Origin of the sequence: Burkholderia sp. Bp9099, assembly GCF_003857805.1 — a bacterium.
Taxonomy (GTDB): Bacteria; Pseudomonadota; Gammaproteobacteria; order Burkholderiales; family Burkholderiaceae; genus Burkholderia.
Window position 1 is genome coordinate 1 of sequence record NZ_QTPU01000043.1, and the last position, 22,673, is coordinate 22,673.

General features: G+C 60.7%; 31 protein-coding genes and 1 tRNA gene. 17 read left to right on the top strand and 15 right to left on the bottom strand.

The window, feature by feature from the left end:
* The first annotated feature begins 177 nt into the window (after positions 1 to 177).
* The 8 genes from DIE17_RS33425 to DIE17_RS33460 all read left to right on the top strand — a co-directional run bounded on the left by DIE17_RS33425 (position 178) and on the right by DIE17_RS33460 (position 9,418).
* The gene (locus DIE17_RS33425) at positions 178 to 522 is read left to right on the top strand and encodes a DUF4212 domain-containing protein (RefSeq protein WP_124489532.1); all 345 of its coding nucleotides are present in this window, start codon (positions 178 to 180) and stop codon (positions 520 to 522) included.
* A 3-nt stretch (positions 523 to 525) separates the two neighbouring features.
* Positions 526 to 2,541: a sodium:solute symporter family protein gene (locus DIE17_RS33430; RefSeq protein WP_124523739.1), complete on the top strand. Its 2,016-nt coding sequence runs from the start codon at positions 526 to 528 to the stop codon at positions 2,539 to 2,541.
* A 269-nt stretch (positions 2,542 to 2,810) separates the two neighbouring features.
* Positions 2,811 to 3,992, top strand: a complete 1,182-nt coding sequence (locus tag DIE17_RS33435; protein WP_260439286.1) for a site-specific integrase — start codon at positions 2,811 to 2,813, stop codon at positions 3,990 to 3,992.
* Positions 3,970 to 4,578, top strand: coding sequence for a helix-turn-helix transcriptional regulator (locus tag DIE17_RS33440; RefSeq protein WP_260439287.1), 609 nt, complete (start codon positions 3,970 to 3,972; stop codon positions 4,576 to 4,578). The genes DIE17_RS33435 and DIE17_RS33440 overlap by 23 nt, the downstream gene beginning before the upstream one ends.
* Before the next feature lie 9 nt (positions 4,579 to 4,587).
* Complete coding sequence (locus DIE17_RS33445; protein ID WP_260439288.1) at positions 4,588 to 6,615, top strand: AAA family ATPase; 2,028 nt, start codon at positions 4,588 to 4,590, stop codon at positions 6,613 to 6,615.
* Positions 6,616 to 6,890: 275 nt separating this feature from the next.
* Complete coding sequence (locus DIE17_RS33450; RefSeq protein WP_124921679.1) at positions 6,891 to 7,277, top strand: hypothetical protein; 387 nt, start codon at positions 6,891 to 6,893, stop codon at positions 7,275 to 7,277.
* Between the two features lie 318 nt (positions 7,278 to 7,595).
* Entirely contained in the window at positions 7,596 to 8,636 is a 1,041-nt protein-coding gene (locus DIE17_RS33455) for a hypothetical protein (protein WP_124921680.1), read from the top strand.
* The gene (locus DIE17_RS33460) at positions 8,633 to 9,418 is read left to right on the top strand and encodes a DUF5677 domain-containing protein (RefSeq protein ID WP_124921681.1); all 786 of its coding nucleotides are present in this window, start codon (positions 8,633 to 8,635) and stop codon (positions 9,416 to 9,418) included. Before DIE17_RS33455 ends, DIE17_RS33460 begins: the two co-directional genes overlap by 4 nt.
* 762 nt (positions 9,419 to 10,180) lie before the next feature.
* On the opposite strand, the gene DIE17_RS33470 is transcribed toward DIE17_RS33460, so the two are convergent.
* The gene (locus tag DIE17_RS33470) at positions 10,181 to 10,687 is read right to left on the bottom strand and encodes a hypothetical protein (RefSeq protein WP_124921683.1); all 507 of its coding nucleotides are present in this window, start codon (positions 10,685 to 10,687) and stop codon (positions 10,181 to 10,183) included.
* Positions 10,688 to 11,178: 491 nt separating this feature from the next.
* Between DIE17_RS33470 and DIE17_RS33480 the strand changes: the two genes are divergently transcribed.
* On the top strand, positions 11,179 to 11,457 hold the full coding sequence (locus DIE17_RS33480) for a DUF2622 domain-containing protein (RefSeq protein ID WP_124921685.1): 279 nt from the start codon (positions 11,179 to 11,181) through the stop codon (positions 11,455 to 11,457).
* 162 nt (positions 11,458 to 11,619) lie between these two features.
* On the opposite strand, the gene DIE17_RS33490 is transcribed toward DIE17_RS33480, so the two are convergent.
* The 12 genes from DIE17_RS33490 to DIE17_RS33535 form a co-directional block, all read right to left on the bottom strand.
* Positions 11,620 to 12,297 (bottom strand): hypothetical protein, encoded by a 678-nt coding sequence (locus tag DIE17_RS33490; RefSeq protein ID WP_260439289.1) that lies wholly within the window; start codon positions 12,295 to 12,297, stop codon positions 11,620 to 11,622.
* A 181-nt stretch (positions 12,298 to 12,478) separates the two neighbouring features.
* The gene (locus DIE17_RS38350) at positions 12,479 to 12,655 is read right to left on the bottom strand and encodes an HGGxSTG domain-containing protein (protein ID WP_311768792.1); all 177 of its coding nucleotides are present in this window, start codon (positions 12,653 to 12,655) and stop codon (positions 12,479 to 12,481) included.
* A 13-nt stretch (positions 12,656 to 12,668) separates the two neighbouring features.
* Positions 12,669 to 13,358 (bottom strand): hypothetical protein, encoded by a 690-nt coding sequence (locus DIE17_RS33495; RefSeq protein WP_124921687.1) that lies wholly within the window; start codon positions 13,356 to 13,358, stop codon positions 12,669 to 12,671.
* 73 nt (positions 13,359 to 13,431) lie between these two features.
* Complete coding sequence (locus DIE17_RS33500) at positions 13,432 to 13,617, bottom strand: hypothetical protein (RefSeq protein ID WP_124921688.1); 186 nt, start codon at positions 13,615 to 13,617, stop codon at positions 13,432 to 13,434.
* Positions 13,611 to 15,260, bottom strand: a complete 1,650-nt coding sequence (locus DIE17_RS33505) for a phage tail protein (RefSeq protein ID WP_124921689.1) — start codon at positions 15,258 to 15,260, stop codon at positions 13,611 to 13,613. Before DIE17_RS33505 ends, DIE17_RS33500 begins: the two co-directional genes overlap by 7 nt.
* Complete coding sequence (locus DIE17_RS37635; protein ID WP_185735415.1) at positions 15,253 to 15,399, bottom strand: hypothetical protein; 147 nt, start codon at positions 15,397 to 15,399, stop codon at positions 15,253 to 15,255. Before DIE17_RS37635 ends, DIE17_RS33505 begins: the two co-directional genes overlap by 8 nt.
* 84 nt (positions 15,400 to 15,483) lie before the next feature.
* Positions 15,484 to 15,696 carry a hypothetical protein gene (locus DIE17_RS33510; RefSeq protein ID WP_124921690.1) on the bottom strand — a complete coding sequence of 71 codons (213 nt, stop codon included), beginning with the start codon at positions 15,694 to 15,696 and terminating at the stop codon, positions 15,484 to 15,486.
* A gap of 58 nt (positions 15,697 to 15,754) precedes the next feature.
* On the bottom strand, positions 15,755 to 16,012 hold the full coding sequence (locus tag DIE17_RS33515) for a helix-turn-helix domain-containing protein (protein ID WP_185735416.1): 258 nt from the start codon (positions 16,010 to 16,012) through the stop codon (positions 15,755 to 15,757).
* A gap of 30 nt (positions 16,013 to 16,042) precedes the next feature.
* Entirely contained in the window at positions 16,043 to 16,246 is a 204-nt protein-coding gene (locus DIE17_RS33520) for an AlpA family transcriptional regulator (protein WP_124921692.1), read from the bottom strand.
* Between the two features lie 223 nt (positions 16,247 to 16,469).
* Positions 16,470 to 17,033, bottom strand: a complete 564-nt coding sequence (locus DIE17_RS33525) for a recombinase family protein (protein ID WP_124921693.1) — start codon at positions 17,031 to 17,033, stop codon at positions 16,470 to 16,472.
* A gap of 523 nt (positions 17,034 to 17,556) precedes the next feature.
* On the bottom strand, positions 17,557 to 17,823 hold the full coding sequence (locus tag DIE17_RS33530; protein ID WP_124921694.1) for a DUF4224 domain-containing protein: 267 nt from the start codon (positions 17,821 to 17,823) through the stop codon (positions 17,557 to 17,559).
* A gap of 26 nt (positions 17,824 to 17,849) precedes the next feature.
* A complete protein-coding gene (locus DIE17_RS33535; RefSeq protein WP_124921695.1) occupies positions 17,850 to 18,068 on the bottom strand; it encodes an excisionase in 219 nt (72 codons plus the stop codon).
* 32 nt (positions 18,069 to 18,100) lie between these two features.
* Between DIE17_RS33535 and DIE17_RS33540 the strand changes: the two genes are divergently transcribed.
* The 7 genes from DIE17_RS33540 to DIE17_RS33560 all read left to right on the top strand — a co-directional run bounded on the left by DIE17_RS33540 (position 18,101) and on the right by DIE17_RS33560 (position 20,259).
* Positions 18,101 to 18,469 carry a helix-turn-helix transcriptional regulator gene (locus DIE17_RS33540; RefSeq protein ID WP_124921696.1) on the top strand — a complete coding sequence of 123 codons (369 nt, stop codon included), beginning with the start codon at positions 18,101 to 18,103 and terminating at the stop codon, positions 18,467 to 18,469.
* Between the two features lie 317 nt (positions 18,470 to 18,786).
* Positions 18,787 to 18,963 carry a hypothetical protein gene (locus DIE17_RS37640; RefSeq protein ID WP_185735417.1) on the top strand — a complete coding sequence of 59 codons (177 nt, stop codon included), beginning with the start codon at positions 18,787 to 18,789 and terminating at the stop codon, positions 18,961 to 18,963.
* Positions 18,956 to 19,246 carry a hypothetical protein gene (locus DIE17_RS33545; protein ID WP_124921697.1) on the top strand — a complete coding sequence of 97 codons (291 nt, stop codon included), beginning with the start codon at positions 18,956 to 18,958 and terminating at the stop codon, positions 19,244 to 19,246. The genes DIE17_RS37640 and DIE17_RS33545 overlap by 8 nt, the downstream gene beginning before the upstream one ends.
* Complete coding sequence (locus DIE17_RS33550; protein ID WP_124921698.1) at positions 19,239 to 19,553, top strand: hypothetical protein; 315 nt, start codon at positions 19,239 to 19,241, stop codon at positions 19,551 to 19,553. Before DIE17_RS33545 ends, DIE17_RS33550 begins: the two co-directional genes overlap by 8 nt.
* A complete protein-coding gene (locus DIE17_RS37645) occupies positions 19,546 to 19,722 on the top strand; it encodes a hypothetical protein (protein ID WP_185735418.1) in 177 nt (58 codons plus the stop codon). The genes DIE17_RS33550 and DIE17_RS37645 overlap by 8 nt, the downstream gene beginning before the upstream one ends.
* The gene (locus DIE17_RS33555) at positions 19,715 to 19,936 is read left to right on the top strand and encodes a hypothetical protein (RefSeq protein WP_124921699.1); all 222 of its coding nucleotides are present in this window, start codon (positions 19,715 to 19,717) and stop codon (positions 19,934 to 19,936) included. The genes DIE17_RS37645 and DIE17_RS33555 overlap by 8 nt, the downstream gene beginning before the upstream one ends.
* 56 nt (positions 19,937 to 19,992) lie before the next feature.
* Positions 19,993 to 20,259, top strand: coding sequence for an AlpA family transcriptional regulator (locus DIE17_RS33560; RefSeq protein ID WP_124921700.1), 267 nt, complete (start codon positions 19,993 to 19,995; stop codon positions 20,257 to 20,259).
* A 161-nt stretch (positions 20,260 to 20,420) separates the two neighbouring features.
* Here DIE17_RS33560 and DIE17_RS33565 read toward each other — a convergent pair.
* Positions 20,421 to 20,511: transfer RNA gene (locus DIE17_RS33565), tRNA-Ser, on the bottom strand.
* A 224-nt stretch (positions 20,512 to 20,735) separates the two neighbouring features.
* Here DIE17_RS33565 and DIE17_RS33570 point away from each other — a divergent pair.
* Positions 20,736 to 21,371: an HAD family hydrolase gene (locus DIE17_RS33570; protein ID WP_124489534.1), complete on the top strand. Its 636-nt coding sequence runs from the start codon at positions 20,736 to 20,738 to the stop codon at positions 21,369 to 21,371.
* Positions 21,372 to 21,438: 67 nt separating this feature from the next.
* Here the strand turns inward: DIE17_RS33570 and DIE17_RS33575 are convergent, their stop codons facing one another.
* The gene (locus tag DIE17_RS33575; RefSeq protein WP_124523606.1) at positions 21,439 to 22,551 is read right to left on the bottom strand and encodes a fatty acid desaturase; all 1,113 of its coding nucleotides are present in this window, start codon (positions 22,549 to 22,551) and stop codon (positions 21,439 to 21,441) included.
* Positions 22,552 to 22,673: the final 122 nt, after the last annotated feature.

Below are 22,673 nucleotides of genomic sequence, written 5' to 3' on the forward strand. Positions count from 1 at the left end.
TGCGCTCGCTCGCGAAGGGCGAGGCGATCACGCAGGACACGTCCACGCTCGAGAACCCGGCGATCCTCGAGCAGCTCGCCGAAGTGCGCTGATCGCGCCTGTTGCGCACGTTGCGCGCACGGGCCCCTGCGCGGCAATCCCGATTGCCTGCGCAGGGGCTTTTTGCTAAATAACGGCATGACCGTTCCGCACCGTCCGGCGCCTGCCGCGCCGCCGCCCGTTCCCGAGCCGCTCGCGCGTGCGCATGCGCGCTATTGGCGCTTCAACGTCGCATTGATCCTGGTGCTGATGGCGATCGGCTTCACTGTGTCGTTCGTCGTGCCGTTCTTCGCGCCCGCGCTCGCGGGCATTCGCTTCGCCGGTTTCAGCCTGCCGTTCTATGTCGGTGCGCAGGGCGCGATTCTCGTGTATCTCGTGCTGATCGTCGTCTACATCGGCTTGATGCAACGCGCGGACCGCATGCTGCGGCGCGCGTACGACGAACATGCCGCGCACGCGGGCAATGCGCACCATGCTCGCTGATCCATGCTGACGCATCGACTGATTCGCGCGTACGCGCTTTACACACTCGGCTTTCTCGGGTTCGTGCTGCTGCTGTGGCGGATCGAGCGCGCGACCGGCTCCGGCGTGTGGATCGGCTATGTGTTCCTGTTCGTGCCGATCGCCGTGTATGCGGTGATCGGGCTGCTGTCGCGCACGTCCGATCTCGTCGAATACTACGTGGCCGGGCGGCGCGTCCCATCCGCGTTCAACGGAATGGCGACGGCGGCCGACTGGCTGTCGGCGGCGTCGTTCATCGGCCTTGCCGGCTCGCTCTACGCAACCGGCTACGATGCGCTCGCGTACGTGATGGGGTGGACCGGCGGGTTCTGCCTCGTTGCGTTCCTGCTTGCGCCGTACGTGCGCAAGCTCGCGCGCTACACGATTCCCGATTTCCTCGGCACGCGCTTTTCGAGCACCGCCGTGCGCGCGCTCGCGGCCGGCGCGGCGATCCTGTGCTCGTTCGTCTATCTGGTCGCGCAGATCCAGGGGATCGGGCTGATCGCGACGCGCTTCATCGGCGTCGATTTCGCGATCGGGATCTTCTGCGGGCTCGCGGGCATTCTCGTGTGTTCGTTTCTCGGCGGAATGCGCGCGGTCACGTGGACGCAGGTCGCGCAGTACATCATCCTGATCAGCGCGATCCTGATTCCCGTGTCGCTGATCGCGATGAAGAACGGGCTCGGGCCGGTGCCGCAGTTCAATTACGGCAAGCTGATGGAACGCGTGGCGGCGCGTGAGGCGCAGCTGCGCGACGCGGCCGAGGAGCAGCAGGTGCGCGATGCGTATCGCCGGCAGGCGGCGGCCGTGCAGGCGCAGCTCGATCGCTTGCCCGCATCATATGCGGATGCACGCCGGCAACTCGTCGACCAGCTCGCGGACCTGCGGCGCCACAACGGGCCGCTGCGCGAGATCAACCAGCGCGAGCGCGAGCTGGCGGACTTTCCGCGCGACCCGACGGCGGCGCGCGTGACGTGGACACAGGCGCGCGACGACCTGCTGGCACGCGCCGAGCCGCCCGTGCCGATGCACGAGCCGTTTCCCGCGGCGAACGACGACGACCGCAAGCCGCGCGAGCGGAATTTCCTTGCGTTGTTGCTGTGCCTGTCGCTCGGCACCGCGAGCCTGCCGCACATCCTCACGCGCTACAACACGACGACGTCGGTCGCATCCGCGCGGCGCTCGGTCGGCTGGACGCTGTTCTTCATCGCGCTGTTCTACCTGAGCGTGCCGGTGCTCGCGGTGATGATCAAGTACGAGATTCTGACCAACCTCGTCGGGCGGCCGACCGCTGAATTGCCCGCGTGGGTCACGCAGTGGCATCACTTCGAGCCGGACCTGATCAGCGTCGTCGAGGTGGTTCGCGACGGCATCGTGCACTGGTCCGAGATCCAGATGCAGCCGGACATGGTCGTGCTCGCCGCGCCGGAGATCGCGGGGCTGCCGTATGTCGTGTCGGGGCTGATCGCGGCCGGTGCGCTGGCTGCAGCGCTGTCGACCGCGGACGGGTTGCTGCTGACGATCGCGAATGCGTTGTCGCACGACGTCTATTACTGCATGGTCGCGCCGGATGCGTCGAGCCAGCGGCGCGTGACGATCTCGAAGGTTTTGCTGCTCGGTGTCGCGCTGTTCGCGTCGTATGTCGCGTCGCTCAATACCGGGAAGATCCTGTTTCTGGTCGGGGCGGCGTTTTCGCTCGCGGCGTCGAGTTTCTTTCCGGTGCTCGTGCTTGGGGTGTTCTGGAAACGCACGACGACGCGCGGTGCGATCGCCGGGATGGTGACGGGGCTCGCGGTGTGCGTGTACTACATCGTGTCGACTTATCCGTACTTCACGCAGCTCACCGGATTCGCCGGGCAGACGTGGTTCGGGATCGAGCCGATCAGTTCAGGCGTGTTCGGCGTGCCGGCGGGGTTCGCGGTGGCGATCGCAGTCAGCCTGTTAGATCGGCAGCCGGATGAGTATACGCGGGCGTTGGTGGATTACATTCGGCATCCGTGACGCGAAGGCGCTGGATGGGGGGCATCGTGGCGGGAAAAAGAAAGCCCCTTGATTTCTCAGGGGAATCAAGGGGCTTCCTGCGTTCTGGCGGAGAGAGGGTCCGCCAAGTTACTTCAAAGCCGGGATTGCTTGGGATGATATGGGACACTACAGATCCTTATATATAAAGGATTTCATGCGATTTCATCTGCGTTTGATCGTCCCACAAAGTTACTTGCCCTCCCACAAAATCCCGTGCAAAATTGTGGGATGATTTGTGGGAGATTCGCTTGACGCTTAAGAACCTGACCGAACGGGAAGTCAGATCTATCAGGAAACAGACCGGCATGCACCGCGTGGCGCCAGGCCTTTACCTGCGCGTCACTGAGACGGGCGCCGCCTTCTGGATGCTTCGCTATTCGACGGCCGGCAAAGCCAGAGAAATGAGCCTTGGCCGGTATGACGACCTGAAGCTGGCGGAAGCTGTAAATTCGGCTTCCAATGCCAGACTCGGCCTCAAGCGTGACAAGACCGATCCACTAGCGGAGAAGCGCAAGACCACCGAGCGCGGGCGCGGGACAGCATTTCGAAGCGTTGCCGCCGATCTGATCGAATCTAAGAAGGCAGCGTGGAAAAATGCCAAGCACGCAGCCCAGTGGACGGCCACCCTTGAAACCTACGTCTACCCGAAGATTGGCGATAAGGACGTGGCTAGCGTCACGACTGAGGACGTTCTGGACGTGCTGCGCGAAGTCTGGAGCACCAAGCATGAGACCGCCACGCGCGTTAGGCAGCGACTAGAGGCCGTGCTTACTGCCGCCAAGGTGCGCGGGCTGCGGACGGGCGAGAACCCCGCCACTTGGCGCGGCCATCTACAGGCATTACTTCCCGCGATTCCCAAGAAGCAGCGCGTCCGGCATCACCCCGCGCTCGCGTGGCAGGATCTGCCGTCGTTCGCCGCGGAATTGCGCCAGCGTGATCACATCAGCGCGCGCGCCCTAGAGTTCACCATTCTGACGGCCTGCCGTACCGGCGAAGTCCTCGGTGCGCGCTGGGGTGAGATCGATCTGCGCTCTGGCGTCTGGACCATTCCCGCGGTCCGCATGAAAGCAAAGCGCCCGCATCGGGTTGCGCTCTCAACGCAGGCGGTCGCTCTGCTAAAGGTGCTCCATCCAGGGGCGGACGAAAAGCTGATCTTTCCGGGCACCAAGCCGGAGCGGCCGCTTTCTTCCATGGCGATGCTGGAACTGCTGCGCGGGATGCGCCCAGGGCTGACGGTCCACGGTTTCCGGTCGACGTTCCGGGACTGGGCCGGCGAAGCGACGGACCATCCTCGAGAACTAGCAGAACATGCGCTGGCTCACGTTGTGGCCGATGCCACCGAAGCCGCCTACCGGCGCGGCGACGCGCTGGATCGGCGTCGCGCACTGATGCAGGATTGGGCGAACCATGCGCATCACTCAGCCGCCTAAAAAACGGGCATCAATTTTCCTTTACAATCCCACAGTGTCCGAGATTGTTTCGGATGCTTCCGTGCTCTCAACTACGAGACATCAAATGACTGAAATGAATCGGCTTCTTCCCCCGCTTGGCAAGAAGGGTGACCGAGACGCGTACTGTGCGGCGGCGCAACGTATGATGGATATCATATCGCGCCGACATACTACCCTGTACGGCGTCGACGTTACCAAGCCAGTGCACTGTACCATCAGCAAGGATCTGCCGACCGATATCGGCGGCTCTGACGTTGCTATTTGCGGTGAAGGCGCTCCGGTTGCGGCGAGCAGCGAGGATGATGACGGCGGTGGCGGCGAAGACCCCGACTCTGACCGGCGACACTCATCCCTTCCTTCCGCTTCGCGCACACGCGCTCCTCAGCTTCTCCGGCTGGCCGACGTAAAGGCTAGAACCGGCCTCTCCCGAACTACCATCTATAGGTTTATTGCCGACGGCAAGTTCCCGCGGAACTTCCCCATTGGTGCGCGCGCCGTAGCCTGGCTTGAAAGCGACGTCACCCAATGGATCGTCGAACATGCCAACGCCTGCAAACTCGCGTAAGGGGGCGGCATGCGGACAAAAAAAATGGCCGCCACGGCGGGCGACCAACAATTCAAACGTTCACGTTATGTTAGCACTACTGATGGCGATCTGGATAGGTCGCGCTCCGCACTTCGTTCGCTGGACCCCGGCTGCTCCGGGGACGAATGGGTGCGCATTGGTATGGCCGCAAAAGAAGCTGGACTGACCGAAGACGAGTTCATCGAGTGGTCCAGGCCCGCCCCCAACTTCAAGGGCGAGCAGGACGTGCGCTCGAGGTGGCGCAGTTTCAAGAACGGCCGTGGTATTGGTGCCGCGACTCTCTTTCATATGGCCCGTGATGCTGGGTGGAGCACCGCTTCGCCTCGCCATGACGTCGCGCAGGCGTCTCGTTCGTCCAGTGCGATGCAGAAGCCGCAAAGCGCGGGGAAGGGCGCACAAGGACTTGCTGCAACCTTTGCGGGCTACCCCCTTGCCACCGCAGACCATCCGTACATCGTTGCGAAGCGCGGCAACCCTGACGGCCTGCATGTCGTTCCGGTTGATGCCTCCCTTACGATTCAGGGCAAGTGCGTGGCCGGCTGGCTGGCTGTCCCGGTCCGCTCGCTTGACGGCGCATTGCAGACCATTCAATACATCCCCGCACCGGGCGGCGGTAAGAAGCTGAACGCGCCGGGTGCGTCGTTCGGCGATGGCTTGTTCGTTGTCGGCGAGATTGTGCCGGACGGGACCGCCTATATTGCCGAGGGCATCGGGCAAGTTTGGTCGTGCTCCAAAGCGGACTATCACGCCGCCGCCATCGTGGCGTTTGGTTCGGGCCGGGTCCGTGCGGTAGCGAAACTGCTCCGTGAGCGTTACCCGGCAACGCGCATCGTGATTGTCGCGGACAAGGGCAAGGAAGCGGAGGCCCAAGCTATCGCCCGCGATGTTGGCGGCGCATGGGTGGAGATGCCGGCTGACAAGCCGGCGAACTACGACGCCAACGACTATGAACGCGATCACGGTGGCGAAGCGCTGGCGGATCTGCTGCGTGCGGCCGTCATTCCGCCCATCAATCTGCCGTTGAGCGTCGCCTTTGCCGATGACTTGCCAGACGCGTTCGAACCGCCTGACGAGCTCGTACAGGGACTGCTCACTGTCGGCGGCGCTAGCGTGCTGTACGGCGATAGCAACAGCGGAAAGACCTTCTTTGTTATCGATATGGCAGCGGCAGTTGCGCGCGGCGCTGAGTGGCTTGGAAGGCAAACCGAACCAGGCATGGTCTTGTATCTGGCTGCCGAGTCTCCGGCATCAGTGAAAGCCCGTCTGCAGGCTTATCAACGCCACCATCAGACAGTGGTGCCGAACTTCGCAATTGTCCAAAACGCTGTCAATCTTTTCGATGGTGACGGCGATACCGAAGCAATCATCGCGACGGTGCGACAGCTAGAGGCGAGCCGAGGAAGGAAGGTGCGGCTAATCGTGGGCGATACGCTGGCGCGGATGAGCGCTGGCGCCAACGAAAACGCCGGGCAGGACATGGGCCGCGTGATTGAGCGATTCGACCGCATTCGCACCGAGTGCAAGGCTCATTTCCTTCTCATCCATCATTCGGGTAAGGCCGTGGCTGCAGGCGCTCGCGGTTGGAGCGGCATCCGTGCCGCTGTCGATACCGAGATCGAGATCACGGATGGGCCGGCCGGTCGCTGCGCAGAGGTCACGAAGCAGCGCGATCTGTCGACGAAAGGCGACAGGATCGGCTTTCGGTTGACTGTAGTGCCCTTGGGCGAAACCAAGTGGGGATCTCCTGCGACCTCATGCGTAATTGAGCCGAACGACGCGCCGGCAAAACCCGATCCGACCAAGCGCAGGAGCGAGGTCGAGGGAGCCGTAGCAGAGTACCTTCTGGCCGTCAAAACGACCCTCAAGAAAGGTGAGGTGGTCAAGCATTTCGCGGGGCGCTACGAGAGCAATGTCGTGTATCGCGCCATGAAAAAGCTGATCACAGCTGGTGTGATCAATGAGGGTGCGGGGATGGTTCGCATCGCCGACGCAGTGCTCGGTAACGTACTGGCGTGAAATCCCGCGAGGCCTTATCCAGCGGGCCAGGTACAGGAGGTACAAATCAGTACAACACTAGTTTGTATCTCCTGTACGTACAGGGGTACAGGAGGTACACCACCCTATAGGGGTGTACCCGTGTACCTGGTGTACCTTTGAAGTGCGCGTCAGATTGGAGTAGAGCCATGACTGACTGTCAGGCTGGTGCTCTTCGTGTGTCAGAATAGGCTTGCTTCGGCAAAACTCTGACGCACCACAGCTCGGCTCTAGATCTCAAATTGACAGGACGCGCCATGCCAGATCCACTATCGTCGATTCAGTTTTCGCTCGATCTCGTCAAACGACTGAAAGACCTCAACGAGAAGCTCAAGGATGCGGACTTCAAGATGTTGCTGGCAGATCTGCAAAACGAACTCGCAGACGCAAAGCTGGAAGTCGTTGGCCTCAAGGAGCAGATGGCGGAGTTGAGGACCAAGAACACCGAGCTGACGGCGAAACTCGAAACACGCGAAGCTGAGCAGCCAGAGCCCATGCATGGTGGCTACAAGTTTGGTGGTAAAGGCCCGTATTGCATCAAGTGTTTCGAGACCGCGGGGAAGAAGGTTTTGATCCCGGGCGCGACGGGCATACACGCCCACTTCGGGCAATACTATTGTCAGGTTTGCGGCAGCCACAGCTAAGCTGCGTAAGTCAAGACCTGATCTCTCAGTCAGCGTCAGATCAGGTCTGAGATTGCTTCGCCGTCACTTCATCAAGGGCCGTGATCGACCCATAACCGCCACTCAACCGAGCAACGTCCAAGTGGCGGCACCTAATTTGACAACGGCCATTCGCATGGACCGGCAGTGAGAGTAGACAGGCGCGCGGCGTATAACGCGTGCGACCGAACGTTACGGCACCACGGGGAGCCGCAATCTCTACTGGCACACTCGCCAGCGCGATCATCCACCCGTGCAACTGGTAAGCTCATAGCAATCCATGAGACCCAGGAGATCAACGTGCTCAGTGAAAACGTCCTCGAGGAACTACTGCGTGCTACGCCGATGCGGGAGCATCTGGTCCGGGAGGCGTGGCCGAGCCTAACGACCGAAAGCCGGCTGCAGATCATTCAGGCGATCGCCAACCAGGTGTTCGGCGCGATGCCGGACTGGCTGGTGATGCTGGCCATCGAGGACCATGCACCGATCGTTCGGTACTGGGCTGCGCGCTCGGCCTATATTAAGAAACCTGCCGCTGAGAACACGTCCGTCGCATTTGAATTTTTGTGCGCATCGACGGACGCAGAGCGGCAACTGTACGAGAAAGCAAAGGGTGATTCTTCCGAGTTGGTTCGGATATGTGCGGAACGTGGCGAAACGCTGTCATATAGGACTTTAGCCGAGGAACCGCAGTTTCGGCGCTTGGCGTTCTTGCGTTCGTTGTCGACGCCGGACGTCCGTTCGTTCTTCGAGTGGCTGGGCCGGGCGATTGATGGCGGCGTGCCAGACGCTGAACTGACCGAATGTGCAACCGAATTTCTCGCTCTGCCTGAGGTTCGCAGAGCGCTTGAGCGGAACCCTGATGACTTCCGCGACGGTGGCGACGCCTACACCGCAGGAAAGGCGATTCGTGCCGGATGGGACGTGGTCAAAAAGGCCGGTCCTGCACTCCAGCGGCAGCTTGCCTTCGTGCTGCCGACCCGCATGGGCCTAATGACGATCGGAGTCGACGAACTGGCCTCGATGCCCCCTGAGGTCGTTGCGGCACTGCCTTGGCGTACCGATGAGTTCCGGGAGATTGGCGAGCTCGTCACGATCATGCGAGCCCATCCGGAGAGGTTTACGGACGAGGTGGTGAAGTCGCTGAAGAGCGCTGACAACGTCTATCTTCCGTCCGGTGACGAGTTGGCGGATGCCCGAGCTCGTAACGCAGTCGACCGATCCCGGGCGACACTCGACACGCTGATCCGGCTGACGGAGAAAGTCACCTCGCTCGCCAGTCAGCTCGAACTGATGCAGCAGGAACTGTCATCACGCAAAGGCGGGTTCTTTAGCAGATGAGCACTTTCGAACGATATGGCTTTGCGGGTGACGGCGCTTCGATTCTCCACGGCCGGCTACGTGCGGAACATGCCGAGCTCTTCCAGTTTGGCGATCGATGTATGCGCATCGTGCTCGACGTCACGGCGCTCTTGCCGTTTGCTAGGGCGTCGCGACAGATCGTTGTCTCCCAGTTCTTTGCTCGTGCTGCTTCTCATTTTCAGGCTGGGCTCATGCTTACTGAATGCGGGATGACGATCGAATCGCTTACTCTGTCGCGGAGCCTGTTCGAGACGTGCTTCGTGATGCTGGCGATCGCGGAAAACGCGGTTATGCCGGACGAGCTGCTGAGCCATGACAATGCGATGCGGCTCAAGCATGCGAACGCACTGCTCAACTCGAAGGATTATCCGAACGTCGAGCCTTATCGAGAGACGTTGGATGCGTTCGTTCAACGCGTCTCGGGGGCCAAGGAGATCGGTTTTTACGAATTCGCTCGCCGTGGGAAAGCGTTGGCAACATACGACGGTCTGTATCGGCACCTGTCCCATCATGCGCTTCACGCCACCCTTTCTGCAGTCGACGACTATCTGGCAAAGGACGCGGACGGCAAGCATTATGTTCACTACCGGCCGTTGCTCGAAAAGACCCCGGCTGCCGTCCTGACTATCTGCGCCGGCATACTATTGGCATGTTTCGCCTGCGAGAAAGCTTGCGTCTGCACGCCGGACACCTCGGAGACTCTCTCGCGTGCATGGGCCGAATACGAATCACTCTACGAGAAGCACCGCCCGTGGTCGTGACTACCTTTAGCGCAGGCAATACCGCTTTGGTCGCGATTAACCGCTAACTCCGCTTTCCGCATGACGTCCGTGATCGAGAGCACACCGGCCGTTCAAGCGGCGGTGAGTGGCTATCGACGGATGACTCCAGATGGCCGAACTGAGTCAGACGATCTGACGCTGTCTGTTTGGTCTAGTCCAGCCTTATACTGCTAAGCGGTCGACCGGAGTTCGCGCAGCAATTCAGCGCGCGAACTCGAGAAACGTGATGCGACCCAACCTCGTTTCAAACGCGAGTGGGTCGCCAGATAGATGCCAACATCCGGCGCGGCCTGCTCGCTCGCCTGCGATTCATCACTCAGCCGCTGGATCTGCGCAACGTCAGCGACATTAACGACCTTTCTGCGGCCGTTCTAGCCGCCGGAGGGCGTGGCGGGCTACTGGTCGTCGACACGCTGAACCGCGCGGCGCCCGCGGCCGATGTGCAGCCTCAGACCCGCCTGAAGTACGCGAACAGGAACAGCACGCAGAGGATGGCGAGGTAGACCCCGATGTACGGCACGAACAGGCATGCCGTAGGCATCACTAGAGCCAGCGCGCGATTCATCGGCGGCCTGGCTTGCCACCGTGCCCGCCAGCCATGCGAGTGCCCGCTCAGGCTTCGCACCCTCGGTTTGGGGTATTGCACCCAGCCGATGCGATCGGCCAGCCATTCTTGAATGCGGAACAAAGGGCGCATAGATCCTCCGCGTAACCGACCAAAAGCCCCACATGCCACCGGCGTCACCCAGTTCGCTTGGCGTAGGGCTTCAGTTGGCCTCCCAAAGCATCCTCGAATACCGCGGACATCAGCGAGCCGGCCGCGTTCGGCACGGTCTCTGTTTTGAGGACTTGGCCGCCTACTATTACTTTGGTTTTCACGTATTCGCAGGGCACCTTGCACTCCATCCGCATAACCGCGCCGGCATCACTGGGCATTTCAACCACGTAAGTGCCGTTTTTCTCGCCTCGGTAGCGGATCATGACGAGCGCTTTCGTGGCCACCCCTTGGCTGCGCTCTTCGTCGCTTATGCCTGGCTGATAGCCGTACAGGCCATCTTCCTCCATCGCATAGTTGTGTGATGGCGGCGCAGGCTTGGGCGGCTCAGGAGGTGAAGCAGGCGGAAGGTAGGAGCTGGCGATGCGCGGGGCATCAGCGGCCGGCGAAGCGGCGCTTGTGGACGGCGCGCCGTCGCAGCCCGTCAAGATCCCCACGGCCGCAGAAACGGCCACAATGGCTATTCTTTTCATGGTCTCTCGCTTGCCGGGTCCGCCGGCGGTTCTACTTCTTCGTTACCGCTGCAGCATAGCAGCGAAAACCGCCCCCTATCGGTCGATTGATGGCCGAGATCCGCCACGAACTAGCTAAGCTGGCTGAGACCGCAGCTAGCGAAACGAAAGGAAGGTGGCGAAATCCCCCAAGATGATGTCAGCAACTGCCCAACCGGGAAAATTTGCAGCCGCCTACAATCCGCAACGTCACTTTTGCTCATCGCTATCTAACATGGTTGCGGCCGTCTTAGTTGGTTGCGCGTTCGGGATCGCTGGCCTGTTCGGCTTTGCGAGGCGAATCGATCCTCGTACCGGCAGGATCAGGCAACCCTCCTTAATGTTGTCCCAGAGCAAATCACCCACAACGGCTAAATTTCGTCTCAGTGTTGCGGTTGTGCGTCTCATTCCCGCCGAGATTCCCGGCGGAGGTGTGGCGGGCGCCGAAAACCATACGCAAAATAGGATGTGAAATGGCTTCGTTTACTACTCGCGTCGAACTCCACGACGAGAACGCTGACTATGACGATTTGCATGAAGCGATGAAGAAAAGGGGGTTCTCCCGCACGATCGTTGGTCGAAATGGTACCTATCACTTGCCAAACGCAGAGTACGACTATGAGTCGGGCTCCGAAACCGCCGAGGACGTGCGAAAAAAGGCCAGCGAGGCGGCAGCGACCGTGACTAAGAACCATGGTGTTCTTGTCACGGAGGTGACCCGTCGTGTATGGCTCGGACTCACGGAAGTCTGATGCTCAAAAACAAGCCGGCCCCGCACGCGGCGACCTGCGGAGCCTCAAACCCGCCCTAGCCGCTCTCGGCACGCGCGCAACAGGTCGTTGATGCGCTTCTGGTACGCAAGCCATTCCCGCGCTCGCAGGCCGTGCTTCACGGCGTTTTGCGATGACACAGCCTTACCCTCGTCGGTCTGCGGTCCCGTGGATTGCCTCCACGGCTTCCACCGCTTGATTGCCTCGGCTTGTTTCGCCCGTCGCTCCGGCGTCCAACCATTCGCCATGCTGATGCTCCAATAGTTCATTTGATTGCGACGGCTTTTCTCCGTGCACGCGCGAAGTAGCGGGAGGCGCTACACAGTTATTCACTTGTTGATGACCAGCCGCATTGTTCTGCTGCCTGATGAATGCCACCGATCGCGGGTTCTTCAGTTCGCCCAGTACCTTGATTGTGTTTGCGCACTGCGCCTGAGCCTTCAGCGCCATCCGCAGTAACGTTTCTTGTGTCGGCCCGTAGGACGTCTGGGCAGCTTGGATAGCCAGCCGGTTGAATATCGCGTCGAGCGTCCCCGCCTGGACGGTCAGTGTGGACTCCAGAGAGGACATATCACCCGCCGTAACCTTTTCCGTCTGATCGATCACGCGCTTGGTATAGGCCGTAATGTCGACCTCCCCGAAGATCGGCCTAGCGTACTTGAGCGCCGCAGATGAGCCTCGAACGATCGGGCTGGCCGCCACCTTAGCAACGCTCTCTACGGGCAAATCGTCGCCCTCCGGAATGATCTGATATTCGTTCGGATTACGCTCCGGCGCGGGCTTCGTCACATTCGCTTTCGGTGCCTTCTTCTCTTTCGCCACGACTGCCTCAATGTCAGGTTTTGTCAGGTCGGGTCGCGTTTCAAACGCGGGCCTTTCATGGGGTTAATTTCAAAAAGCCCCCACACCGTGGAAACACGAGTGGAAACCAGATTTGTGCGGGGCATCAAGTCCGCGCCGGCGCACGGATTTATCGGCCTGAGAGTCATCTTTTGCTAACCTCTCATGGGGTTCGCTTCCGCTTCGGCATCAGCCCGTTAGCGGCGGATTTCGCCTTGCCTTCTATCGATCGCGGCCCCGTCGACAGGCCGCCGTGCAACCGACAGCGCCGCTTTCCGGCCAGTGGTGAGCGTTTGCAGGGGGTTCCCGCGCGTGTCTCGGCACCGCAGTAGGTCTTCATGGGGTGGCGTTCCTCAAAATCGCTTACTTTTGCTGACCGGCGCAATGCGCGCGCTGCTGGCGAATTTATTCGCCTCAGCGTTCGTCTTGTCACCCAAATTGAGCGACTTGAAGCGCATGAAGGCGTCCTGATAGTCCTTCGCGCCTTCGTAGAATTGCTTGCCGACATATCCGGCTACCATTGCGGCGCCGAGCGGTACGAGTGCGTCACCCATCAAGCCGATGCCGATGCCGCCAACCCCGACGCCATTTGATCCAACGTGGAGGTTGCCGCCATGAACTCGGCCGCCATGACGACCGCCGCCGCCCGAGCCTGGGAGCGCGCCACCACCTCCGTTCGGAATCCTGCCAGCACCTCGGATTCCAGTGAGTGTCGCCGCTAGGGAGCGCGCCTGCACATTGGCAGCAATCAGTTCGGCCTCAATACCCAATCCGCCAGCAGGCAATGCCATGCGAACCCCAAGTAGGCTCTTTTCCGCGAGCGCCGACGCGTCCTTGATCGCCGCCATATTGGCAGCGAGCATCTTCGACGCATCAGCGAGATTCCGAATCCCCGCTGCCCTTGCGCCCATCGCCCCCAGGTGTTTGTTTACTTTCAATACCAGGGAATCATATTTGGCGAGCTCGTCGGCCAGCTTCAGAAGCTGCGGCGTGACCAAGTCGTTCAGCTTGAGCCTGACACCAATCGAATAGGCCTCGATCATGATCTTCCTTTCGCCGCGATTAGTGCGACGACATATGTTTTAGGAAAGCCGCCCGAAGGCGGCTGGCTGAAGCCTATGCCGGCGGACTGAACTGGGTTCCGTCGTAGGAATAGCCGATACCTGCAGGGGTATCGGCAGGGATCAGCACTGCCTCATAGCCGTTCGGGGGTTGCCATTCGGCTGCATTGCCGTCCCATACGACCACGTTCTTGACCGTCCCGTTTTGAACGATTGCGTAGTTCGCCATTTCGATCACCATTCAATGATTGCTATGCCGGGAGAACCGGCTCCGCCGCCTGCGCCGGTACCGGATGACGTTCCATAGCTTCCGCCGCCACCGCCGCCGCCCGCGCCATAGCCACCCGCGCCAACGCCCATTGCACCAGTGGTAGTGCCCGCTTTACTCCCCGCCCCAGCGCCGCCGAATGGGCTACCGCCCCCCATGCCGCCGTTTCCGACTAGATTCCCATCGCTTCCTGTCTGGCCGGGAGGGTAGCCGTTTCCGCCGCCACCACCGCCGCCACCACCAGTCACCGTGTTTCCGGATGGGTAAGAGCCCGGCGAGCCGGCGCCGCCACCAGGCAGTGTGATTAGCGAGCCGATAACGGTATTTCCGCCAGCCGTGCCGGTGCTAGCTTGCCCCGATCCAGCAGATCCAGCAGCTCCGATAGTGATCGAAATGTTTTGTCCTGGCGTCACGGTGAAAGCTTGGCGAATGATGGATTGGCCCGCACCACCGCCACCACCGCCGCCACCACCGACGCCATACGTCGGCTGGCCGCCGTTGTTTCCTGCTCCTCCCGCGCCGCCACCGCCGCCAGCACACCCGCTGACATAGATTGTCGTGACTGCAGCCGGCACCGTGAAAGTGCCGCTGGATGTGAAGCGCGAAATTCCCTTTTGCCCCAACTGCACCGCATGCTGGCTCTGCGTGGCGGGGGCGACTTGAACCGCTGCCCCCGTACATTCGATCAGCACGAACGAGGTGAGTGTGGCATTCCAAACGACCTGAGCTTTCCCGTTGGCGACGAGTTCGGCGCCCTGCAGCGCAGAATGGTTGCCGCCGACAATCGGCTGTGCGCCGAGGCCATTCACATTGAGCGTCGTTGCGCCCGTATTCGCTGCTTTGGCCTTGAACCACAGCACCATGCCATCGGTTAGCGCCGTGACGGGATAGGTATAGTTGACGACGCACGCATTCGCGGCGCCCGTATCGGTTCCGACGATCAGCGAAGATGCTTGGATCGAATGCAGCAGATCGGCAGGCAGGATCGGCGCGTTCGTCGCTTGGACGATGTTGCCTGCGGTGATCGTGGTTTGGCCATTGGCAACCGTCACAACCCACAGGCCGGTGTAGCCCGAATCGGCAGCTGGCGTGGTTTGTGAACCAGTCGTGGCCGCCGTGCCAGCCTTGGCCGAAAGGACAACGATGCCCTTGCGAGTCGTCGCTTGCGGGGTGCCGCTATTGTTCGGGCCGTTCCATGCCTGCGTCGGATTGGACGCATTGTAGTAGGGCAGCACGTTGAGGTCCGTGTCACTGTCCTGATACGTCGCTTGGATCAGGTAGTTGATCGACTGCCCGGAAGTGCCCGGAGCCGGGCACGACAGGTTGACCGCATCGAGGGAAATGCCTTGCTTCAGAATCTGATGCGTCGTGTCGGCAGCCAACGACGATTGCGCCGTGCTGTCGACGTTGATCAGAGAGTAAATCTCACCCGCCGTCACGTTGACAGTAAGGCCCGCTGGCGTCGTCGGAACCGCCGCCAATCCGTTGACGACCGTCGAAGTGCCGAGCATGGCAGCAGCGAGCTTCGCGATGCCGACCATCGCGTATTTGCCGTTGCGCATGACGTCCAGCTCTTGGGGAATAGATCCGGGCCACGTTGTGACGCGATCAGTCATGGCTCACCTCCGCGATTTCCGATTGATAGCCGGGACTCGAAGTTTGGCTATAGCCGCCTACAGGAATGCCGTAGCCTCCGGTCGTCGTCGCAACGTTCTCTTTTGCATGTTCCGGCGTTTCTGTCTTGCCCTCGTTCATTTCTCGTTCTTCCAAAGTTGCCTCACTGTGTGGTTTCGGAGTGCCGGCCGCGGAGCGGATGCATCCCGTCGGCTGTCAGGGTCGTTAATCCGCCTTGATTGCCATCAAGGCGCCACGGGCTGTGCGCCAGACCATGAAACCTTCCGGTACGTTGACGCAGCGAGCGGCATCTTGGTCTAATGCGCGCTCTCCGCCGTAGACGGACTTGAACATGTCCATCGTCATGCGGTCTAGATTTGCTACGAAAGTTAAGCCCATCGAGCCGTCGTACTTCCTTTCAAAAGTTGCTACTTGCATTCACCACTCCTTTACGTAGTCCTAAATCAAAAGCCGAAATACTTTCTCCTGAACGCTCTCAGGCGGCCTTCAAGTCGTCGAATAGGTCCATTTGCGGCTTGTCGCCTAGCAGTTCATAGAGGGCCACGCCGTGATGCGTGAAGCCGTCAGAGTCGGTCGCCGTGATGCGGCTCGATGCGATCGGGAACCCCATGCGGATCAGTTCCTGGACGCGCGCCGCGGGATGGCTGCAGCCAAGCGACCGCAAGTGGTACGTGTGCCGTGGGCCAGATTTGAGGGAATCGAGGACGAGCTTGCGCAGAGCGTCGAGGCTCATGGTTTGCCGTTTGGAAGGGCTAGACATGGATCAAACCTTGATCGACTGGACCCGTTCTGCGAGCCAGGTATCGAGGCTGGATTCGGTGAAGATCGTCACACGCGGGCTGACTTTGATGGGCCGGGGGAAATCCGGCTCATTGCGTACCTTGGCCCACAACGTACTCGTTGCGATACCAAGCTTTTGGGCAGCCGCTGCAGGACGCAGGGCGCGCGAAGAAGGTTGTGACGTCATGCGTGACTCCTTGAAGGTTTCAAGGCTCACGCGCCACATACAGAAAAGGGAAGCGTGAGCGTTGCTCATATCGCTTCCCCATCTGGAGACTTAGGGATCTGCTTGTGCGGAGGGCTTCCTCCCGACCCCGTAGGGTCCAACGCCGCACTACCTCGATCCCAGCAAGTCCAATAATACAGCCTACTGTCTACGTATACAACCCCTCTAACACAAATTTTTAGGTCTACGAAGAGGTTGATGCACGAAGATATTGATAAAGCGTCTCGCGGCTGATTCCGAACTCACGGGCTAGCACGGCCTTTTTCTCGCCGGCAGCCGCCCGCGTGCGTAGCGCCTCGATCTGTGCGGCGTTGAGGGACGGCGCACGGCCCTTGTAGACGCCCTTCGCCTTAGCGATCGCGATGCCCTCACGCTGCCGCTCACGAATCAGCGAACGCTCGAACTGAGCGAAGCCGCCGAGCATCGTCATCATCAGGTGTGACATCGGATCGTCCTGGCCGGTGAACGTCAGGCGCTCCTTCACGAACTCCACCGATACCTGCTTGGCCGTCAGCTCGCGCACGATGCGTAGCAAGTCCTCGGTGTTCCGGGCCAGGCGATCCATGCTGTGCACGATTAGCGTATCGCCGTCACGAAGGTAGTCCAGCGCCGCGGCAAGCTGCGGCCGGTCGGTGCTCTTGCCGCTCGCCTTGTCGGTAAATGTCTTGTCGACTTGGATTCCGTCGAGCTGCCGCTCAGTGTTCTGGTCGACGCTCGAAACGCGCACATAACCGATTCGCTTGCTCATATGTACCCCGTTCGTATCAGGAAGTGTCAGGATGGATTCTAGACCCTTCACGAATGGTGTCAATAAATTTCAATATCAACTCTATTCTGACACTTTGGCGCGCAGCACCTGACAGTCAAGAACGGGTACACCCCATCCGGACACGTTAATTTCGACAGAACGGAGCAGCGTCTGTAGGATGGCGATCGTCCTGGGAGACGACTACGGCCACTGGGAGGGGAGTCGAGCGACTACCTCCAGCGCGGTAAGTGACGTCCGTAGCGTTTGCTTTCAGGACTGTGTACGGAGTCCCAGAAAAATGGAGACCATCAAAAACATCGCATCATTCGCAGTACACGCAGCGTATTTCATCCTAGCAACCAATTATCTCGTTGAGGTTTGGCGTTACTTGGTGGATCGCTGCTAACTGTGAAATTTTGGGCCCGCTTCGGCGGGCTTTTTCATGGTCGCCTCGCGCGCGTAGGCGTAAGAAAATTCGGATCAGTGATGTGCGCGAGCGACATTTATCTGTCGAACTTGCTAGCTATCGATCCGATGTTTCTTCATTTGCCGAAACTCGGAGCACGGCGGGTTGCCACTTTGGCCTTGGTGGCGGCTCCGTTGACTGCCCCGTAATTCTGGCGCGAGCGATGATCGGGCGGCCACGTGCGTTCACCCAGAAAGAAATTCCGGAAGTGCGCAGCCATGTGACTTGCAGTTCCTCACGAGATTTGCCGCGGCGCCCCATGCGAATACCGGTGAGCTCTGCAACTTCATCGGCGGTAAGGAATAGGTCACTCTTTGTTTCCATTGGACACCTATGTAAGTATCTCGGGTTCAACACCCGTCGATCATCCTTTGAATCTTGTCCGCGATCGGGTCGACGTATTCAGCTTCGGGTGTCACAAAGTACCGGCGCCCGACTTTCTTCGGGAAGGGGCGGATCTTCCCATTTTTCACCCAGCTCAGCAGCGTGTTGCGATGGGGAGCATACTCGCCGAACGTTTGCTCGGCCCAGACGCTTAACGGTATCAGTTTTGGCTTCGCGGTAGTCATAGAATGCTCCTGTCTGAACTGTGGAGAGCGCCGTGAGCATTCTGCAAAAGAAGCGCGTTAGTGCTACTGAAGCCGCCTCCATTCTAGGGGTTCCTAAAAACACGATCAGTCGAATCGATCGGCGGGGCGAGATCATCCGTCGATACAAGCTTGGCCACAAGACCTTCGTCTACGACGTCGAGTCACTTGAGCAGTTCCTGTTGGCGAAGGAAGTACGGCCGGTGCAAGCACCGACGGTCGATCCGGTCGGCCGTGCTCGGAAATCGTACCCGACGCGTACCGTTACGCTGCCGGGTGAGCAGAAGCAAAGCAGCCTCCGTGAATTTCTGCTGGGAAAGCAGCCGGAGATCAGAGGGCAGAGCAGCGGGACGTCTAATGAGCGATCGCGAAAGAGGAAGTGACACACGTCACGTGCCCAGCTCGGGTTTACAAAGTTCCGCTTGACGACGTAACGTGCCGGACATAATCTTTCGGCGTGCCTGAGACAACAGGCACCGGGTTTGGCGACCTGATTTCACAAAGGCGGACGACGACCGCCATATGGCGGTATTTTTTCGTCTGTACACTATGTGTGCGTCCAGTTCAACGGGCGGGCAGTGGTGGGGAGACCTTCGGGTCTGCCGGTTTCCTTTGTGTCCGGTTCGCCAACCTCGCTATCTGCCTGCCCACCCTCATTTGGCGATGAGGACGCAGGTTCTTTGCACACAAAGGACCAATCATGTCTTCCAATGCATCTGCTCGCCCTCTGAGCACCCAAACCCTTATCGACCAGATCACGCGAGATGCACTGCGTAATGCAGCCCTCGCGCGCACCTACCAGGAATCGCTAGACATTGCCGGCGCCGCGCTGGTGGCTATTGCCATGCTCGTTCGCATGGAGGTGCGTCATGGCTAACCTCATTTGGCGCGGCGACAACATTGGCCTGCGCAACGATGACGGGGCATTTGTTGTCCTCGAGGATGCAGACGGCAAGCAATGCACCATCTCCGTCGAGGGCGCCCTCAACAACGCCCGCGTGATCGACCCGTATGGCTTGCGCCGGATCGTCGAGGCCCTTCAGTGGAGCGCCGTTGATGGGTCTCTTACGCCGCGCGATCTGGCTGCGTGGTTGGCGGTCTCGGCTTGTGGCTCGGAAGGTGCAGCGCTCAGTGAAGCGATGGAGGTCCGTCATGGATAAGCGTCCATCTCTGACTGCAGATCGCTGGGTCGCTGTCGACGAACCGGAGTTCATTCGGGTAAGGACCGGCGCAATAAACGAGATAGCGCGTGCGTCCCGGGCTATTGCCGCGATCGGTCGCATTCTTCACAACTCGATCAGCGATGACGATGACGGGATAGAGATCGCCAGCTTGGACAACTGGACAAAGCAAAACTTGGCTGGCGCAGTCGAATGCCTGAGCGATTTTATATATGACTTCGTCGAAGACGCGGGGTACACGGGCCGGGCCGAGGCGCATGGTACTCGGGAGGAGCGCCATGACTGACATCGTGACCATCGAAGCCGCCGCGGCGGTGATCCTCAGGATTTGCGTGGATGAAGTTGACGTGCGGACGAAGCTCGAGCGTATCTCGTACGCGGCTGCGATCATCCAACGGGAAGCGATTGTAGGTCTTGATCAACTCAATTCGTCGACGGAGGTGGGGCATGGCTGAGATCATCCACATGCCGACGCGCCAACTTCGGAAAGGCCGACGCCGTGAGAAACCCATTCAGGGTGCCCCGTTGGCCGATGTCATCGATGGTGTTGATTTCCGCGCGGCCAGCAAGCCGACGTACGAGGAGATCAAGGCATCGCTCGATAAACTTGCCTATCACCTCATATGGGCATCCAGAGCGGCGAAGGAGATATTCCCGGCATACGAATGATGCTAATTCGTCTTTGCGGTCTGTGATGACCGCGGTGCGAGGCAAAGGAGGGCTCGATGAAATCGCTGTTTTTACTTATGGGGCAGTTCGACTGCAAATTGGTACTCTCGCTGGACGAAGTCTGCGAGGCGATCGGCTATGCGAAGCAGACTGCATACAATGAGATATGCGCCGGACGGTTCCCGATTCCTATGCAGAAGCGTGCGAATAGGTGGGTAGCGGATATTCGCGACGTTGCGCAATTTCTGGACGATGAGAGAGTGGCGGCCCGAGTGAAATTCGACGAGCTACGGGTCTCCCTTTCTAGTGTCTCGTTCCGCTGATTCGCGAACAAAGTCGGGGTAGCTTTTCGAGGATGGAATCGGCAGACGCGGCCCTTCGGGGCCGTTTGCTCGTCGGCGCCTGAAACACCTAACCCACTTGTGGGAATCTTTGTGGGAGGATCTGACTAGAAGCCCGCCAGATAAGGCGCAGAGGGAAATTCTGGCGGAGAGAGGGGGATTCGAACCCCCGATAGGCGATTAACCTATACACGCTTTCCAGGCGTGCGACTTAAACCACTCATCCATCTCTCCGGAAGACCGAAAGTATAGCAAACTCTGGCGGCCTCCCGCCACTCTCTTTGGCGAGCCACTGAAATTAACCGGGAAGCCGCCTCCCGCGGCTCGCGCGGCGGCCCTGCGTCGTCCGAATGCAGCCGCCGCGGAAGAGCCGTGCCCTCAACTCACGCCCGCGCCCGCACGCACGGCGTCCCGACTCTGCTATCTTCCCGGGCATCTCACCGCTTTCCCGCCTCTCCATGACCGACCGCATCGTCGCCGCATTCGATTTCGACGGCACCATCACGACCACCGACAGCTTCCGTCATTTCGTCCGCTACGCGGTCGGCACGCCGCGTTTCGCATGGGCCGGGCTGCGCGCGCTGCCGTGGATCGTCGCGATGAAGGCGGGCCTCTTGTCGCGCGGCGATGCGAAGGCGAAGTTCGCTTGGTTCGCGTTCGGGCCGATCCGCGAGGACGCGCTCGACGCGCTCGCGCGCCGCTTCGTCGATGGTTATCTGCCGAACCTCGTGCGTCCGGACATGCTGGAACGGGTGCGCGAGCATCAGGCGCGCGGGCATGAAGTCGTGCTGGTCAGCGCGTCGCCGTCGCTGTATCTGGAGAAGTGGGCGAAGACGGTCGGCATCGGCACGGTGCTCGCGACGCGCCTCGCGTTCGAGCGCGGCGCGTTTGCCGGGCGGCTGAACGGCGAGAACTGCTGGGGCCCGCAGAAGGTCGTGCGCTTGCGCGGCTGGTGGGGAAATCAGCCGCCCGCGAAGCTGTTCGCGTACGGCGACAGCCGCGGCGACAAGGAAATGGCCGAACTCGCGAACCGGGCATGGATCCGCGGGCAGGGACCGATGCCGGCGATCGGCGCTGAAGGACTGACCGACTGACCAGCTAATCGACTGACCGACTGACGGGACCCGCGGGGACCCGCGCGGCGAGCCGCGCCGCCCGCCGTTACGCGTCGGCCCGCTGCGCGCCGCGCGCACCGTGAATCGGACGATACGCGCCCCAGCGATTGGCTCGCCTGAACGTGCCGACATCGTTGAACCGCACGCCGACTTCACGCAGCGCCGCATGCGCGGTGCGCGCGGTCAGCTGCCGGATGTAGAACGGATCGCGCACCACGAAGTGATGGATCGCGTGCGTGCTGCCGAAGTTGAAGCAGAACAGCTGGAACGGCAGCATCCACCACGGGTTGAGCACCTGGGTCTGCTGGATCACGTTGCGCGAATCGATGTCGCCGAAGTAATGCATGTTCGAGCTGACGAAGTTGATGCAGAAGCTGCGCACGAAGTTCGGCCCGAGCCACACGACCGCGAGGAAATCGACGACGCTCATCACGCGCTCGACGACGGCCGGCACGGTCACCGCGTAGCCGAACGCATGCAACGCGAACAGGCCGGCGTGATACACGATGAACGCGTGCCACAGCGCGTAGTACGCGTGACCGACCGGCATGTAGGACGACACCTGCTCGATGCGCAACTGCGCACGCTCGGCCGCATCCTGCACCGGCTGCGCGGCCACGTACTGCTTGACCTTGCGGCGCATCGCATCCGGCCGCAGCACGACGGCGAGCATGCCGTCCGCGATCATCAGCAGCCGCTTCACGCCCCAGCGTTCGCCGTTGGTGATGCCGAATTCCTCGAGATCCGATTCGCCGCCCGATACCTTGTGGTGATGCAGGTGCATGCGCCGGCGCGTCCACGGGTTGATCGTGCCCGGCCGCGTGAGCCAGCACAGCGCCATCATCAGGTGATAGGCCCACGGCGTCTTCTTGAAGTACATCAGGTGGATCAGGTCGTGCTCGAGTTCGTGGATCAGCGACGTGACGAACGCGGCGAGCGGCAACGCGACGTACCACGCGATCGCGCTGCGCGCATACAGCCATGCGATCGCGAGCATCGCGCCCACCGACACGGCCATCACGGTCGCGCCGACGAGGTTCTGGTTGTCGAGCAGCGGAAAGCGCGCGCGGATCGCGTCGCTCGCGGCGTTGACCTCGCGGCGGACATACGCGACCTTGTCGGCGTCGTGGCGAAAGACGGTTCGTGCGGGTTGGCTCATCGACCGGAATCCGTGCGGAAAGAGTGGGGCGCAATGCCGATGTGACAAGCATAGGCGCGCCCCGGAGCGCATGCGAGGGCCGCCGGTGCCAATGATGGTGTCATTTCGGGTCACGGTGGCCG

Bases quoted from the DNA above. Each gene is read 5' to 3' on its own strand.
- DIE17_RS33425 (WP_124489532.1), top strand. From the start codon at position 178: ATGACCGTTCCGCACCGTCCGGCGCCTGCCGCGCCGCCGCCCGTTCCC.
- DIE17_RS33430 (WP_124523739.1), top strand. From the start codon at position 526: ATGCTGACGCATCGACTGATTCGCGCGTACGCGCTTTACACACTCGGC.
- DIE17_RS33440 (WP_260439287.1), top strand. From the start codon at position 3,970: ATGCGCATCACTCAGCCGCCTAAAAAACGGGCATCAATTTTCCTTTAC.
- DIE17_RS33445 (WP_260439288.1), top strand. From the start codon at position 4,588: ATGCGGACAAAAAAAATGGCCGCCACGGCGGGCGACCAACAATTCAAA.
- DIE17_RS33450 (WP_124921679.1), top strand. From the start codon at position 6,891: ATGCCAGATCCACTATCGTCGATTCAGTTTTCGCTCGATCTCGTCAAA.
- DIE17_RS33460 (WP_124921681.1), top strand. From the start codon at position 8,633: ATGAGCACTTTCGAACGATATGGCTTTGCGGGTGACGGCGCTTCGATT.
- DIE17_RS33470 (WP_124921683.1), bottom strand. From the start codon at position 10,687: ATGAAAAGAATAGCCATTGTGGCCGTTTCTGCGGCCGTGGGGATCTTG.
- DIE17_RS33480 (WP_124921685.1), top strand. From the start codon at position 11,179: ATGGCTTCGTTTACTACTCGCGTCGAACTCCACGACGAGAACGCTGAC.
- DIE17_RS38350 (WP_311768792.1), bottom strand. From the start codon at position 12,655: ATGAAGACCTACTGCGGTGCCGAGACACGCGCGGGAACCCCCTGCAAA.
- DIE17_RS33495 (WP_124921687.1), bottom strand. From the start codon at position 13,358: ATGATCGAGGCCTATTCGATTGGTGTCAGGCTCAAGCTGAACGACTTG.
- DIE17_RS33500 (WP_124921688.1), bottom strand. From the start codon at position 13,617: ATGGTGATCGAAATGGCGAACTACGCAATCGTTCAAAACGGGACGGTC.
- DIE17_RS33505 (WP_124921689.1), bottom strand. From the start codon at position 15,260: ATGACTGATCGCGTCACAACGTGGCCCGGATCTATTCCCCAAGAGCTG.
- DIE17_RS37635 (WP_185735415.1), bottom strand. From the start codon at position 15,399: ATGAACGAGGGCAAGACAGAAACGCCGGAACATGCAAAAGAGAACGTT.
- DIE17_RS33510 (WP_124921690.1), bottom strand. From the start codon at position 15,696: ATGCAAGTAGCAACTTTTGAAAGGAAGTACGACGGCTCGATGGGCTTA.
- DIE17_RS33515 (WP_185735416.1), bottom strand. From the start codon at position 16,012: ATGAGCCTCGACGCTCTGCGCAAGCTCGTCCTCGATTCCCTCAAATCT.
- DIE17_RS33520 (WP_124921692.1), bottom strand. From the start codon at position 16,246: ATGACGTCACAACCTTCTTCGCGCGCCCTGCGTCCTGCAGCGGCTGCC.
- DIE17_RS33525 (WP_124921693.1), bottom strand. From the start codon at position 17,033: ATGAGCAAGCGAATCGGTTATGTGCGCGTTTCGAGCGTCGACCAGAAC.
- DIE17_RS33530 (WP_124921694.1), bottom strand. From the start codon at position 17,823: ATGGAAACAAAGAGTGACCTATTCCTTACCGCCGATGAAGTTGCAGAG.
- DIE17_RS33535 (WP_124921695.1), bottom strand. From the start codon at position 18,068: ATGACTACCGCGAAGCCAAAACTGATACCGTTAAGCGTCTGGGCCGAG.
- DIE17_RS37640 (WP_185735417.1), top strand. From the start codon at position 18,787: ATGTCTTCCAATGCATCTGCTCGCCCTCTGAGCACCCAAACCCTTATC.
- DIE17_RS33545 (WP_124921697.1), top strand. From the start codon at position 18,956: ATGGCTAACCTCATTTGGCGCGGCGACAACATTGGCCTGCGCAACGAT.
- DIE17_RS33550 (WP_124921698.1), top strand. From the start codon at position 19,239: ATGGATAAGCGTCCATCTCTGACTGCAGATCGCTGGGTCGCTGTCGAC.
- DIE17_RS37645 (WP_185735418.1), top strand. From the start codon at position 19,546: ATGACTGACATCGTGACCATCGAAGCCGCCGCGGCGGTGATCCTCAGG.
- DIE17_RS33555 (WP_124921699.1), top strand. From the start codon at position 19,715: ATGGCTGAGATCATCCACATGCCGACGCGCCAACTTCGGAAAGGCCGA.
- DIE17_RS33560 (WP_124921700.1), top strand. From the start codon at position 19,993: ATGAAATCGCTGTTTTTACTTATGGGGCAGTTCGACTGCAAATTGGTA.
- DIE17_RS33570 (WP_124489534.1), top strand. From the start codon at position 20,736: ATGACCGACCGCATCGTCGCCGCATTCGATTTCGACGGCACCATCACG.
- DIE17_RS33575 (WP_124523606.1), bottom strand. From the start codon at position 22,551: ATGAGCCAACCCGCACGAACCGTCTTTCGCCACGACGCCGACAAGGTC.